The 14,820-nt window shown below is 52.2% G+C and carries 12 protein-coding genes; 6 read left to right on the top strand and 6 right to left on the bottom strand.

Annotation, left to right across the window (positions count from 1 at the left end; all coding sequences use genetic code 11):
• Positions 1–14: 14 nt before the first annotated feature.
• Entirely contained in the window at positions 15–773 is a 759-nt protein-coding gene (locus RIN69_RS00590; RefSeq protein ID WP_313854865.1) for an SDR family NAD(P)-dependent oxidoreductase, read from the bottom strand.
• Between the two features lie 116 nt (positions 774–889).
• Between RIN69_RS00590 and RIN69_RS00585 the strand changes: the two genes are divergently transcribed.
• The 3 genes from RIN69_RS00585 to RIN69_RS00575 all read left to right on the top strand — a co-directional run bounded on the left by RIN69_RS00585 (position 890) and on the right by RIN69_RS00575 (position 4,516).
• Positions 890–1,789, top strand: a complete 900-nt coding sequence (locus tag RIN69_RS00585; protein WP_313854862.1) for a LysR family transcriptional regulator — start codon at positions 890–892, stop codon at positions 1,787–1,789.
• A gap of 54 nt (positions 1,790–1,843) precedes the next feature.
• Entirely contained in the window at positions 1,844–2,866 is a 1,023-nt protein-coding gene (gene yhjD / locus RIN69_RS00580) for an inner membrane protein YhjD (RefSeq protein WP_313854860.1), read from the top strand.
• A 327-nt stretch (positions 2,867–3,193) separates the two neighbouring features.
• Positions 3,194–4,516 (top strand): MFS transporter, encoded by a 1,323-nt coding sequence (locus RIN69_RS00575; RefSeq protein ID WP_313854858.1) that lies wholly within the window; start codon positions 3,194–3,196, stop codon positions 4,514–4,516.
• Positions 4,517–4,570: 54 nt separating this feature from the next.
• On the opposite strand, the gene RIN69_RS00570 is transcribed toward RIN69_RS00575, so the two are convergent.
• Both RIN69_RS00570 and pdeH read right to left on the bottom strand, forming a co-directional pair.
• A complete protein-coding gene (locus RIN69_RS00570) occupies positions 4,571–6,631 on the bottom strand; it encodes an AsmA family protein (RefSeq protein ID WP_313854857.1) in 2,061 nt (686 codons plus the stop codon).
• A gap of 62 nt (positions 6,632–6,693) precedes the next feature.
• The gene (pdeH, locus tag RIN69_RS00565; protein WP_313854856.1) at positions 6,694–7,467 is read right to left on the bottom strand and encodes a cyclic-guanylate-specific phosphodiesterase; all 774 of its coding nucleotides are present in this window, start codon (positions 7,465–7,467) and stop codon (positions 6,694–6,696) included.
• A gap of 285 nt (positions 7,468–7,752) precedes the next feature.
• Between pdeH and RIN69_RS00560 the strand changes: the two genes are divergently transcribed.
• The 3 genes from RIN69_RS00560 to RIN69_RS00550 all read left to right on the top strand — a co-directional run bounded on the left by RIN69_RS00560 (position 7,753) and on the right by RIN69_RS00550 (position 9,351).
• Positions 7,753–8,685 (top strand): 2-dehydro-3-deoxygluconokinase, encoded by a 933-nt coding sequence (locus RIN69_RS00560; protein WP_313854854.1) that lies wholly within the window; start codon positions 7,753–7,755, stop codon positions 8,683–8,685.
• A 166-nt stretch (positions 8,686–8,851) separates the two neighbouring features.
• Positions 8,852–8,998 carry a type II toxin-antitoxin system prevent-host-death family antitoxin gene (locus RIN69_RS00555; protein ID WP_313854851.1) on the top strand — a complete coding sequence of 49 codons (147 nt, stop codon included), beginning with the start codon at positions 8,852–8,854 and terminating at the stop codon, positions 8,996–8,998.
• 158 nt (positions 8,999–9,156) lie between these two features.
• The gene (locus RIN69_RS00550) at positions 9,157–9,351 is read left to right on the top strand and encodes a type II toxin-antitoxin system RelE/ParE family toxin (RefSeq protein ID WP_313854850.1); all 195 of its coding nucleotides are present in this window, start codon (positions 9,157–9,159) and stop codon (positions 9,349–9,351) included.
• Positions 9,352–9,409: 58 nt separating this feature from the next.
• On the opposite strand, the gene RIN69_RS00545 is transcribed toward RIN69_RS00550, so the two are convergent.
• The 3 genes from RIN69_RS00545 to hmsP all read right to left on the bottom strand — a co-directional run bounded on the left by RIN69_RS00545 (position 9,410) and on the right by hmsP (position 14,657).
• Positions 9,410–10,900: a M16 family metallopeptidase gene (locus RIN69_RS00545; RefSeq protein WP_313854849.1), complete on the bottom strand. Its 1,491-nt coding sequence runs from the start codon at positions 10,898–10,900 to the stop codon at positions 9,410–9,412.
• A gap of 266 nt (positions 10,901–11,166) precedes the next feature.
• On the bottom strand, positions 11,167–12,441 hold the full coding sequence (locus RIN69_RS00540) for a dicarboxylate/amino acid:cation symporter (RefSeq protein ID WP_313854847.1): 1,275 nt from the start codon (positions 12,439–12,441) through the stop codon (positions 11,167–11,169).
• 191 nt (positions 12,442–12,632) lie between these two features.
• A complete protein-coding gene (hmsP, locus tag RIN69_RS00535; RefSeq protein ID WP_313854845.1) occupies positions 12,633–14,657 on the bottom strand; it encodes a biofilm formation regulator HmsP in 2,025 nt (674 codons plus the stop codon).
• Positions 14,658–14,820: the final 163 nt, after the last annotated feature.

Below are 14,820 nucleotides of genomic sequence, written 5' to 3'. Positions count from 1 at the left end.
GCATCAATGCCGCCTCAGATAAACATCCCGCCAGACACTTCAATACGTTGCGCATTGATCCAGCCGCTTTCATCACTGAGAATCGCCGCAATCGCATCGCCAATATCATCCGGTAACCCAACGCGCCCCAGCGCAGTTTGTGAAGCGATAAAAGCATTTAACTCGCTGTTATCCCTGACCACGCCACCACCAAAATCAGTTTCAATGGCACCCGGCGCGATAATATTTACCGCAATGCCACGTGCGCCCAGTTCTTTCGCCTGATAACGCGTCAGCACTTCCATCGCGCCTTTCATTGCTGCATACGCGGAGTAGCCCGGCAGGCTGAAGCGCGCCAGCCCACTGGAAACGTTCAGAATACGGCCACCGTTAACCAATAGCGGCAACAACTTTTGCGTCAGGAAAAATGGCCCTTTGAACTGAATATTCACCAGTTGATCAAATTGCGCTTCACTGGTCTCTTCAAACGGAGCGTGAATGCCAATACCCGCATTGTTTAATAAATAATCAAAACTCTCGCGCTGCCACAGCGTTTTTAGCTGATGCCTCACCTCAGTGGCAAAAGCATCAAAGCTGCTGCAGTTGGATATATCCAGTTGAAGCGCCACCGCACGCGCGCCGAGTGCTTCAATCTCCTCAACTACCGCCTGCGCTTCCTGCTGTTTGCTGTGGTAGGTCAAAATGATGTCACTGCTCTTTTTAGCCAGCTTCAGGGCTGCATTCTTACCTAAACCGCGGCTGCCACCGGTGATTAATGCAATTTTACGCGTCATTTTAAGCTCCTCGGAGAAAAGTGGGGACGAAAATCAGGATATTCCTCTCGTTTTGATCTATAAACGCCTGTAGCTACGTTTCATTGTTTCACTACAGATAACAATCGGTGCACAAAATGGATAAAATTCACGCTATGCAGGTTTTTGTCAGAGTAGCTGAAATGCAGAGTTTCACCCGCGCCGCCGAAAGCCTGGGTCTGCCTAAAGGCAGCGTTTCGCGCCAGTTACAGGCACTGGAAAATCAGATGGGCGTCCGGCTGTTGCATCGCACTACGCGGCGCGTCCAGCTAACCCAGGACGGCATGATCTACTATGAGCGCTGTCGCGACCTGCTGGCGACGCTGGATGAGATGGATTCACTGTTCCAGCACGATCCCGCCACTCTCAGCGGACGGCTGCGGGTGGATATGCCGGTCAGTCTGGCGAGTAATTTTGTTATTCCACGGCTGCCGGAATTTTTACAGCACTATCCGGCGATTGAGCTGGAACTCAGCAGCAGCGACCGGCTGGTTGATGTAATCAGTGAAGGCTTTGATTGTGTGGTGCGCGTCGGTACGCTGAAGGATTCCGGCCTGATCGCCCGTCCGCTGGGACATCTGCCAATGATAAATTGCGCCAGCCCGAACTATCTGACCCGTTTTGGTACGCCGCAAACGTTGGATGATTTGTCACAACATGCGATGGTGCACTACAGCCAGCAGCTGGGTAGCCCACCCGTTGGGTTTGAGTTTTTTGATGGTCAGCGTTGCCATATCATTCAGACCGGGGGCGTAATGACGGTAAACAGTACCGAAACTTATCGCGCAGCCTGCATCGCTGGATTAGGGATTATTCAGGTGCCCCGCGTTGGGGTACAGAGCGAATTAAAAGCGAAAACGCTGCAAGAGGTGCTACCGGCATTTTGCGCCCAGCCGATGCCGGTTTCACTGATTTACCCACACCGGCGTAACCTGGCTCGTCGGGTGCAGGTGTTTATGGAATGGCTGACTCAGGCGATGAAACGCTACGCAGAGTGACAGCCGGGCTATAATTATTATTCAGGCATTTAAAAATAAGGACAAGAGCGGTTAATGACGGACAAGCAAAATCAACCCAACCATCCCCATGAAGTGGCTGAAGAGAAGCCACTGATCTCCATTAAAACCGGTAATAAAACCGTTGATCACTCGATTACTCGCGTGTCACGTTTTGTCAGCTGGTTCCAGGCTATCCCAGCGGTGGCGCATTTTATCCGCGCGGGTGAACGTTTTAACGATCGTCTCGGCAGCCAGTTCGGCGCGGCGATTACCTACTTTTCCTTTTTATCGCTTATCCCGATTTTAATGGTCTCCTTTGCCGCCGTCGGCTTTATTCTCGCCTCGCATCCCACGCTGCTGACCGAACTGATCGATAAAATTGTCAGCAGTATCAGCGATCCGACGCTGGCTCAGACCCTGAAAAATACCGTGAATACGGCAATTCAGCAGCGCACCACCGTCGGCCTGACCGGTTTGTTGATTGCGCTCTATTCCGGGATTAGCTGGATGGGTAATCTGCGCGAGGCGATTCGCGCCCAGTCGCGCGATGTCTGGGAGCGGAATCCCACCGACAAAGAGAAGATTTACTTCAGATATACCCGCGACTTTATTTCGCTTACCGGTTTGGTGCTGGCGCTGATTATTACCCTGTCGCTGACTTCAGTGGCGGGTTCGGCGCAGGCAGCAATTGTCAGTGCCCTTGGTCTTGATCATATTGAATGGTTACGTCCGGCGCTGACGGTGATTGCCCTGTCGATTTCGATATTTGCCAACTATCTGTTGTTCTTATGGATTTTCTGGATTTTGCCGCGCCATAAACCCCGCAAAAAAGCGCTGTTACGCGGCACGTTGCTGGCGGCGATTGGCTTTGAAGTGATTAAATTTATTATGACCCTGACGCTACCAAAACTGGCCTCTTCCCCTTCGGGTGCCGCGTTTGGCTCGGTACTGGGGCTGATGGCGTTCTTCTACTTCTTCGCACGTCTGACGCTGTTTTGCGCCGCGTGGATTGCCACCGCGCAGTACAAAGATGACAAGATAATGCCAGAGTCAGTGACCGACTCAGGCACGCAATAATCGACCGGTGCGCCACACAGATTAGCGGTGGCGCACCGCCTCCACACCGATGAAACGCTGAAAAAACAGTTAAAAATCTCGTCCTGCGGTTGAATTTTGCGCAGTATCCAGCATTAATCGCTGACAGCTAACTTTTATTTAGCCCTTTGCCAGTGATTCCCGCTAAAAAATGGCTCAATCGCCTTGGCATTCGCCAGCAAATATCCATTGATAAAAATTATCGACTTTTCAACCAACAAGGCCCGTTTCGACACCGCCTTTCGCCATTGAATGCGCCATTTGCTGTGCGTAAGATTCCCTTTCACGTATTAAAAATAAGAAACAATTATGCAAGCCTCCATCGCACCAACTCTCGACGCCGAACACGATGCCACACCAGTAAACTCACGCGGAAAAGTGCTGGTCGCTTCGCTGGTCGGCACAGCTATCGAATTCTTCGATTTCTATATTTATGCCACGGCAGCGGTTATCGTCTTCCCGCATATTTTCTTCCCACAGGGCGATGCCACCGTTGCCACGCTACAGTCGCTGGCGACTTTTGCCATTGCCTTTATTGCACGCCCCATTGGTTCTGCGGTGTTTGGCCACTTCGGCGACCGCGTAGGCCGCAAAGCCACGCTGGTTGCTTCGCTACTGACCATGGGTATTTCAACCGTAGTAATTGGCCTGCTGCCCAGCTACGAGACCATTGGCGTATTCGCTCCTCTGCTGCTGGCGCTGGCGCGCTTTGGTCAGGGCCTCGGTCTTGGCGGCGAATGGGGCGGCGCAGCGCTACTGGCAACCGAAAATGCCCCGGCGAAGAAGCGGGCACTGTATGGCTCTTTCCCACAGCTGGGAGCACCGATTGGTTTCTTCTTTGCCAACGGCACCTTCCTGCTGCTCTCATGGCTGTTAAGCGATGAGCAATTTATGGAATGGGGCTGGCGCGTCCCGTTTATTCTCTCGGCGGTGCTGGTGCTGATCGGCCTATATGTCCGCGTATCGCTGCATGAATCGCCGGTGTTCGCCAAAGTACAGAAAGCCAATGCGCAGGTTAAAGTTCCGATTGGCACCCTGTTCAGTAAGCATATGAAGGCAACGATTATCGGCACCTTTATTATGCTGGCGACCTATACGCTGTTTTATATTATGACTGTTTACTCAATGAGTTACGGAACCGCAGCTGAACCAATTGGTCTGGGTTATTCACGTAATAGCTTCCTGTGGATGCTGATGGTGGCAGTCATTGGTTTTGGTATTACCGTGCCAATTGCCGGTGTACTGGCGGATCGCTTTGGCCGTCGTAAAACCATGATTGTGATTACCCTGATGATTATCGCCTTCTCGCTGCTGTTCCCGTCGATGCTGGGTTCAGGTAATCAATGGGTGGTGATGGGCTTTCTGTTGCTGGGTCTGAGTATTATGGGCCTGACTTTTGGCCCAATGGGTGCGCTGCTGCCGGAGCTGTTCCCGACCGAAGTGCGGTATACCGGTGCATCATTCTCCTACAACCTGTCGTCAATTCTTGGCGCTTCAGTGGCACCTTACATCGCCACCTGGCTGGCAACCACCTATGGTCTGTATGCGGTGGGTTTATACCTCGCCGCGATGGCCTGCCTGACGCTGCTGGCGCTGATCGCCTCGAAAGAGACGCGACACCAGACGCTTTGAGGGCATCCCCCCATCACTGAGTGAACAGCCGGACATCGTCCGGCTTTTTTTGGTCTACTTCTTCGACTTCATCTGCTGCAACACATTACTGCACTGATTATCATCACCATCGCTGGTTGAAATCAGTGCCAGCAACGCTGCCGCAGGTGCAACCACCGCGCCCAGTGCCACGGCCGCCGCACCGCGTGCAATCAGTGGGCCGGCTTTCACACCAGCATCCGGATTTTTAAAGGTGCCGCGCACATACAGCGGTGAACGCAGGGTAATAATGCGCATGCCCTTACTTTCCGGATCGATCGACAAATCGAGCCGCTCATTAGCAAAATTGACGGTGCCGGAAATATTAATCACCGCATTTTCAGTATCAAACACAAACAGCCGCGTTGATGCCAGGCCGTTGCGTACATTGAGGTCGGCGGCGGCGCAGTTAATGCGCACCTCGTCATCGCCAAACAGTTTGCCGACCAGGTAGTTACCGACGTTGAGTCCAACAATCTCCATCAGGCTGCGGCTGATCAAACCGTCATTCATCAGTAATTTCAAATTACCGTTGCTGGTTGCCAGCAAGTCAGCCACCGAATTGCCGGTACCGCTCAGCGTCGCATCACCGTTCATCTGCCCCAGACTGCTCTGCATCGCCTCCACACCTGGGAAGAGCTGGCGCAGCTTCAGCTTGCGCGCGTGAATATCGGCGCGTCCGCGCATCGGCGTTCTGTCACCTTCTAAATGAATGGTGGAATTCAGGTTGCCACCGGCCATGGCAAACCGCAGCGGGTCGAGGCGCAAATCCCCCTTCTTCAACACCAGATGAGTGTAAAGATCGCTTATCGGTAGCGAATTGCTGTGTTCAATACGCTTACCGCTGAACTTCACATCCGCATCCATCACGTCCCAGCTTTTGGTATCGAATTTATCATGCGGTAGTACCCGATCGGCTGGCTGAGAAGAGGCTTCACCGCGTTTTGCCTTCGCCTGTTTGGTTTTCTCACTGCCTTTACCCGAATCGACGCCGATCAGCGGCCCCAAATCAGCCATACGCAGCTGGCGTGACTCAAGTGAACCTTCCAGTTTTGGCCGTGGTTTACCCTGGCTGTAAGTCAGAGTACCGTGAATATCGCTGTCGCCAATCTTGCCGTTAAAGTTCTGATAGCGGAATACCGCGCCGCCTTTTTGCTGGAAACGCGCCTGCAAGCGACCATCGGTTTCATAAGGCGGCGTGTCCGGCAGGAGCACGCCGGTCAGACCATACAGATTGGCCAGCGTATCACCTGAAAAGCGCAGGCGCAGATCAACGCCTCCCAGATTCATCGGGTCCTGCACGATACCCGCAATACGAACGCGAGTGGTGCCATTGCGCACGTCAGCCTGAATCGGGAATGGAGTCGTTTTACTGCGTAAAGAGAGCATGCCGCCGATTTTGCCATCGCCGTTCAACTGCTCATTATTGTAGGTACCGCGCGCTTTCCAGCCGAAAACAAAATCGGCCGCATTTTCCTGTTTATCGTCACCGCCAGCCAGCTGGCCGTAAGGCACCGGTTTGCCCAGCGGATCAACCAGTATCTGCACTTTGGCTTTATTGATTTCGTCGCGATAGTCGATTTGCCCGCGATCAAACATAATATTATCAAGACGGAATGACCAGGCAGATGGTGTCTGACTGTCATCCTTGTTTTCGCTCTCTGCCAGATTAAACGTCCAGTTATTTTTACCGTCGGCGGTCTGGATCAGTTTGGCATCCGGCTGCTGCAGTTTGATCCACGGAATCCACACCTGCTTACCGATCAGCGCTAACGGTGCCAGCGTGGCATCGACTCGTTGCAGATGCACCATGCTGACTTCAGGAATTTCAGGCGGGTTGCCGAGCATAATATCTTCGGCGTGCACATGCGGCCAGGGTATCCAGCTACGCCAGCCCGGTTCATCACGATTGCGCTGCCAGGCGACACCCAGATCGCCCCGAATAGCGAAGGGTCTGTTTAGCTCCGTCGAGACTTTCTGGTTGATGGTGGGTTTCAGGCGGTTCCAGTCAAAGAAAGCAATAACCAGTACCACAATGATCACCAGCAACAAAAAAATCCCGACGATCCAGCTTATTATTTTCCCACTACGCGACATCTCCAACTCCTTGCTCATCCTTTATCTTTGATTAAAGATAGTAGAGACCAATGAGATCGGCATCAGATCAGTTGCAGAGGAATATCCGTCAGCTGCTCAAACGGTAACGGCCGCGAGAAAAAATAGCCTTGTGCAGCAAAGGCTGAAGAGCTTTGCACCTGCGCCCACTCCTCCGCAGTTTCCACACCTTCAACAATCACGCCCTTACAGTAGCGATTGATTAACGCCAGCAACATCAGAAAAAGATTACGGCCTTCTTCGGTGGCGCGCAGCAGAACAAACAGCTCACGCGCCAGCTTGATGTAGTCATACTTTAATTCGGTCAGTGCAGAAAAATTTGCCATGCCGGAGCCAAAGTCGTCCAGCCACAGTGGGCCAAGTTCAGGCATCTGCGCGACAATCTCTTCCTGTGGTAATACGTGATGCTCAACCAGCTCAAAGCGCACCCAAGGCAGCCGGGCAATCAATGCCCGAATGTTGTGGTGATGCTGTATGGCTAATAGCGATGGCCCGTCGATATTGACGGAAGCGACCAGATCACCATCAATAAATTTACTTTCCCACTGGATCAGTAGCTCAAGCTGTTCCTGGACGATATGTAACCGCTGTGAAATATCAAGCGCGGCAAAATAGTCTTCGGGCGATAACCTTTGACTCGGCGCGGCAGGATGAAACACCGCGGTAAGCAACTCAATTGCCATCAAGCGACCAGTGACCTGGTAGATCGGCTGAAAAGTGTACAATCGCTGACACTGTTTCCAGAACAGACGCTCTTCCTGATGTTTTTGCACAACAATTGAGGAAGGAAGCCGATGACTGATTTTTTTCAGCATCATGGTTTACATCCTGGTTATTTGAGATTGCCTCAAATGGCATCCCGCTCAGCAAGTATCGGCACTGGCCTGCATAACTTTACCGGCATTGAAAGCCAGTTTCACACCCTCCAGTTTATCAGCTCCTTAACTTTTCAATCGAATTAATAGCGATCACTTTAGCGGTCAGCCAGGCTATTTAATCATCATATATTCGCTGTAAATAAATTTAAAACAGCGTTTTAAATCATTGACTGAGGCTTGATGCAAAGCGAGACTAGGAACTGATATTTCCTGAGGCTGGAAACCATGACGCATAAAAAAATTGCCATCATTGGCGAATGCATGATTGAACTGTCGCAAAAAGGCGCAGATTTAAGCCGTGGATTTGGCGGTGATACCCTGAACACCGCGGTCTACCTCGCACGTCAGTTGCCCGCCGGCACGATCGCGGTCGAGTATGTCACCGCGCTGGGAACCGATACCTTCAGCAACGAAATGATTGACGCCTGGCAGCAGGAAAATGTCAGTACCACGCTGGTCCAGCGCATGGAAAACAAACTGCCAGGGCTCTATTTTATCGAAACTGATGCTGCGGGAGAGCGCACTTTCTGGTACTGGCGCAATGAAGCGGCCGCCCGTTACTGGCTGGAAAGCGAACGCGCCGATGAAATTTGTGAAGAGTTGGCGCTGTTCGATTATCTCTATCTGAGCGGTATCAGCCTGGCAATTCTTAACGACAACAGCCGTGCCCGACTGATGACGCTGTTAGCCGAGTGTCGCGGTAACGGCGGTAAGGTGATTTTTGATAACAACTATCGCCCGCGCTTGTGGCAAAGCCGTGAAGAGGCGCAGCAGACTTACGCCGCGATGCTGGCCTGCACCGATATCGCGTTTCTGACGCTGGATGATGAAACCCTACTGTGGGGTGAAGCGACCATTGAGCAGGTTGTGGCGCGCACGCTTGCTGCGGGCGTTGAAGAGATTGTGATTAAACGCGGTGCCGAATCCTGCCTGGTTGCGACCGGTGATACGCCATTAGTCGAAGTGCCTGCGGTCAGACTCGCCAGCGACAAAGTGGTGGATACTACCGCAGCAGGTGACTCTTTCAGCGCCGGTTATCTTGCGGTACGCTTATCCGGCGGCAGTGCAGAGCAGGCCGCCGGGCGCGGTCACCTGACGGCCAGTACCGTTATTCAGCACCGCGGGGCGATCATTCCCAAAAGTGCTATGCCACAATAAGTGCAGTTAATCTTCCAATCAGTGCCCTGCCGGGCACTGTTAACTCTATGGGTAGTCAGAGCATAACCAATGTGATTAAGCGCCAAATCGCTGAGATTACCGCAATCCTTTTAACTCCGCCCTACACCTTGCCACTCATTTACGTCACGCCTGCCAGTGCTTCGTCATGATTTTCGAATTAGTCGAACTAAGGTGGACCATCCTGTCATTAGCACCTTTAGCTTTTGAGCCGCTGATGAAAACGCAGCGCGAACCGATTGAGATCAGTAAACACGGTAAACGCGTTGCTGTTCTGATTTCTGCAGAAGAATAGGACCAGATCGAGGAATGAAAACTTCTGCACCTTCAAGCTGAACTGGCCCAGTCTATTGCTCAGACTAAAGCAGGCCTTGTTCATGATGGTGATGCAGTATTCGATGAGCTTATGAAGGATATGTAAGGGAGCGCTGCAAACTAACGGAAAATGCGCTAATGGATTTGCGCGACACCCTGCATTTGCTGGCCTCTCATCCAAATATTAGCCGTACAGAAGATTTAACCCTGTTACCCGGAGTGTTCAGTTTAAGCTATGTGATTTATTACCTACAGCCGCCTGGCGGTGTTGAGGTGATCGGCGTTATTCATCAGAGCCGGATGCCGAAGATATTACTTACGCGAAAGCTGTAAACGGGGTTACTGAAATCCCTAAACGGGAGCCGTTTCCGGCTCCCGCCCTGCAATCCTGTCAGGACTGCGGAACCGGAATATCTGACACTTCCGGTTTATTGTTGTCAGCCGGTGCGCTGGCCGCAGTCGCCGGAGTCATAATGCGCTGCCAGCTCTCCTGCAGTGATTTGACATTGGTTTCGGCTTCACCCTGCGGCTGCATCAGCACCATGGTCAGTTCCTGCGTTAGCTGCTGACGTAACTCCTGATTTAACATCGGCAGCGTTAATTCAGACAGGAAGGCCTGGCGCAGTTTCTGATACTGCTCAGGAGCGATATCCACCACCGCATTCTGCTGCGAGCGCAGACGCTGACTCATCAGCACATCAGTACTGGTGCGCGCATAGGTAGCAAACAGCTTGTTCAGCTCAGCGGTTTTCTGCACCATCAGCGCATCAAACTCATCCTTTGGCAGGCCGTTATCACGAATATTCGCCAGCTCGCGGGCAATGAGATTCATATTTTCCAGTAACGTACTGTTGCTGGAATCCATATTAATTCCGCACTGGGCGCGCTGATACAGCACACGGCAATCGAAACCCACCTGCACGCCCTGCGCTTTACTGTCACTCAGCACCCGCTGCACATGCCAGAACAGCGCCTCACGTGCCAGGTCACTCTGCCAGTAACGCGTCAGGTTTTGTGAATCACGAATCGGCGGCCAGGCGGTATCCCATATTAGCGACAGGCGATCCTGGCTGACGTCATTATTCACCAGATTGACCGGCTGATGCGGCAACGGCGAAAGAGTCGGCATCGGTGAAGGCGCTTCACGCTTGCCTTCCAGCGAGGAGAACGCTTTATTAATCTGCTCTGACAAGCTGCGGGTATCGACATTACCGACCACAAACAGGGTCATCGCATCAGGGGTATACCACTGCTTGTAGAAGCTGCTCAGCTGGTTGATATCAACAGGCGCTTTGGCGGGTTCAGAGGGATCGTGCCCCAATAACAGTGAGCCTTTTAGCCGGTAGCGCCACCAGACATCCTGGGGATTCGTCGGCCAGGTTTTCACCGGGTTATCAGCATTGATCGCAGTATTCACCACCTGATCGTTAATCGTCATTTTGCCGGCAGTAGCGGCCAGCCAGCTCAGGGCATCTTTGACCACTTCCGGGCGATTGTTCGGCAGGCTGAGATTATAAAGGGTGAAATCATACGAGGTAACGGCAGGCGGCAATGGGCGGCTTGGGTCGATGCCCTGGGCCCACAGTGCTCGCTGCTGCGTAGTATCCAGCGCGGTATTATGCACCAGCGCCAGACGTGGTAATAAGTGGCTGAATCCGATCTGTTGGGCGGTCTCCACCAACGATCCGGTATTCACCAGCAGTCGAATTTCGACCCGGTCACTGGGGCGCTGCGGCGTACTGAGCACCTGCCAGTTAAATCCATTTGCTAATTTCCCCTGCTGCCAGGCAGGATCTGGTTGTAGTGTTTCAGCCTGCACCGTGTAACTGACTGTTGCCAGTAACAACCCACCAACCAAAAGACGTAATCTGGTGCCCTGCATGTGAACCCCTACTCAATAACAAACCAATAATAATCACTGGCGCTACGTTATCCTTTGTTATCAGTTCATAAGATCACAAAGGGAAGCTGCTGTTTTAAGAGAACAGCTTCTTAGACCACGCGATTAGAAAGATGTCGCGCAACGAAGTGAAATATCATGAAAAAAAATGCTAAGTGGGGATTATTATGCAAATGCCCGCAGCAAGGGCAAGCTGCTGCGGGCATTTCAGGGGCTTTTTAGCTGAATTAGTCGCTCAGAGTGATTTTTCAGGCGGTTTTTTCAGTTTTAACCGATGACGACAGCGTTTCTTTCATCTTTTTCTCATCCAGCTGTCCAACCCATTTGGAAACAAACACCGTCGCCACACCGTTACCAATCAGGTTAGTCAGCGCACGGGCTTCCGACATAAAGCGGTCGATACCGAGGATCAGCGCCAGGCCCGCCACCGGCAGATGGCCCACCGCTGAGAGGGTAGCAGCCAGCACGATAAACCCACTGCCGGTGACGCCTGCCGCGCCTTTCGATGACAGCAGTAACACGACCAGCAGGGTAATCTGATGGACGATATCCATATGGCTGTTGGTCGCCTGAGCGATAAACACCGCGGCCATAGTCAGATAGATTGAGGTGCCGTCGAGATTAAACGAGTAGCCGGTCGGAATCACCAGTCCCACCACCGATTTCTTACAGCCCAGCCGCTCCATCTTCTCAAGCATGCGCGGCAGCGCTGATTCAGAAGAGGAGGTGCCAAGCACAATCAGTAATTCTTCTTTGATGTAACCGATAAATTTGAAGATATTGAAGCCGACGTAACGCGATATCAGCCCCAAAATCACCACCACGAACAGCACACAGGTGATGTAGAAGCAGATAATCAGCTGTCCGAGCTGCACCAGCGAGCCAACGCCATATTTACCAATGGTAAAGGCCATCGCGCCGAAGGCGCCTATCGGTGCCAGACGCATAATCATATTAATGATGCCAAAGATCACTTTGGAGAAGCTCTCAATGACATTGAAAATCATCGTGCCTTTATCACCGAGGCGATGCAGGGCAAAACCAAACAGAATGGCAAACAGCAGTACCTGCAAAATATTCCCGCTGGCGAAAGCGCCAATCACGCTGGAAGGAATGATATCCAGCAGGAACGGTATTACCCCTTGCTGCTCAGCCTGCTGGGCATAGACCGCCACCGCAGAGGCATCCAGCGTGGCCGGGTCGACATTCATCCCGGCGCCAGGCTGCACAATGTTGACCACCAGCAGTCCGATAATTAGCGCAATGGTGCTGACAATTTCGAAATAGAGCAGTGCTACCGCACCGGTTCGCCCGACCGCCTTCATACTTTCCATACCGGCAATACCGGTAACTACCGTACAGAAGATGACCGGGGCGATAATCATTTTAATCAGTTTAACGAATGCATCGCCAAGTGGCTTCATCTGCGCGCCCAGATCCGGGTAGAAATGCCCGAGCAGGATGCCGATGGCGATAGCAGTAAGAACTTGAAAATAAAGGCTTTTGAACAGTGATGTTTTCATAAAAAGCGTTTCCGTTTGCGGCCGAACATGCGATTTACATCGCTATCATTAGAATTGAACAACAGCGCGGAAAATAACATCGGGGTAACAAGATTGATATATCTTGACACAAGCTGATGAAAGCATAATCAATAACTATGAACTGAAACGCTTCAGCATGAAAATCCATAACCCTGGATTAACCTAAAGCGTTATCTGGAAGGGTTTGATTTCAGATAATCCGCACGCAGTAACCACTGATCAAAACTGGCCAGCGGCAATGCCGGAGAGTAGAGATAGCCCTGACCAATATTAATCCCGCGCGCCAATAGCCAGTCGCGCTGCTCGTCAGTTTCCACCCCTTCAGCCACCACATCAATATCAACAATTTCAGCGATCGCCGCGATGATTTTGACCATAGTATCGTCAGCAGGCAGTGCCGATACAAAGCTGCGGTCCATCTTCAACTTACTGATTGGCAATGATTTAAACTGGCGCAGATAGTTAAGATTGGAATAGCCCATCCCAAAATCATCCAGCGCTACCGCCACGCCAACTCGCTGCAAAGCACTCAACAATGCGGCGGCCTGTTGCGGATCGCCAATCTCGGCGGTCTCGGTAATTTCCAGCACCAGACTGCCAGGCAAAATTCGATGGCGCGCCAGCAAATCTTGTAAATGCGGCACGATGCCGGGATCGCGCAGCTGTACCGCTGAAATATTGACGCTAAGCGGCAGAATAATATCGCGCTTTTGCCAGCCGGCCAGTACGCGACAGGACTCTTCAAATACCCAGCGGCCCAAATCGCCAATCACGCCAAGCTCTTCGGCACCGACAATAAAATCTTCCGGCAAATTGTAGCTGCCATCCGGCTGACGCATGCGCAACAGCGCTTCAGCCCCCACCAGCTCACCGGTTTGCATATTGACCTGGGGCTGCAGATAGAGCGCAAATTGTTCCTGTTCCAGTCCGCGCAAGATGTCATGTTCCTGCGTCAGGCGCTTTTGCGCGCGCTCGGTCAGCAGCGGATCATAAAACAGAATCTGATTTTTCCCCTGATGGCGCGCCGACATCATCGCTGAAGTCGCGCGACCCAGCAGGTCAGCCACGGCGAGGGTGGCGGCATCACGCTGCGCCATACCAATACTGGCAACCGGACGAATTTGCATATGTTGCAGCGCCACCGGTTGTGTCAGACGCATCATCATATTGCGCGCCAGACGCACCGCGCGAAACGGGCTGTTGGCCCTTTTCGCCAGCAGCGCAAAATCACTGCCGTTCAGCTGCGCCAGCACCGTTCGGTCATCCAGACAGCTGCGAATTTTTTCCGTCAGCGTCAAAATAAGGGTGTCGCGTTGTTCATCGGTCAGAACGCCATTGGCTTCCTGCAAAGTCTCAACACGCAGTACCATCACGGTAAAACCACTGAGCGTACCGGCCGATCTCATATGCTGCTCCAGCAGCGCAAGAAACAGCGTTCGGTTTGGCAAATCGGTCAGTGCAAAGTGAGTGGTCAGGCGGCTCATCTCATCATGTATTGATTCCAGCACCTGCTGATTGCGATTATAACTGCGAATCAACATGCCAATTTCATCATCACGATGCAGCGGCGGAATAGTCAGTTTATGGGTGAGAATATCCTGCGGCGGCAGCGCCTGCAGCTCGCGTGAAATATCACGCAGCGGATGAATCACCAGCCGGTTAATACACCAGCTGATCGCCACTGACAGGATCAGCGCCAGCAGCAAATAAGTGGTCAACATGGTAGCGACGGTGCTGAGGATAAACTGATAAACGCGCCATGAGTCAGCCTGCAACACCAGATATGCCAACGGTTTCGGTGCCGCAGTGCGCTCCGTTGCATAGAGCGGCACCGTAATCTGCACCGGCAGTTCAAACACGCGAGCCACCAGCCGTGGCACCGGTTTTTCCGGCGAAAAATCCGTGTGCAACGCCTGAAATGCATTCGGCAGCACCACATCAGCTCGTGACAAAATTCCCGCCGGTTTAAGCGAATTAAGGATGCTCTCTGCCTCAGGGATGTCGGCGCGCAGTACCGCTTCAGACAAGGGCTGACGAACGGTGTGCGCGATGTTTTCCATTTGCTGGGCGTAGTCAACCCTGCGCTGCTGCACAAAATGGAAAAGCTGAATAACGATAAAGATGCAGATGGTGATAATGGCAATCGCTGAAACCGTTGCCATCTGCTTGATCGTAAGTGAACGACTAACGCGCAAAGCTGTTCTCCAGGCTCCTCGTAAGGATAAGTAGGAAAAAACTGTCCAGAGTATATCCCATGCTTTCAATTTTATATGACAGCAGAATGCCTGATAGTGGTGTTTAAGTCTTTTCCGAGTCGAAACCCTCGTTCAGCAGTAAAATAACAAGATTTTACCGCAA

Origin of the sequence: Winslowiella toletana, assembly GCF_032164335.1 — a bacterium.
Classification (GTDB): Bacteria; Pseudomonadota; Gammaproteobacteria; order Enterobacterales; family Enterobacteriaceae; genus Erwinia; species Erwinia toletana_A.
Note: the sequence above shows the minus strand (reverse complement) of the source record. Positions and strands in the feature narration are given on the sequence as shown.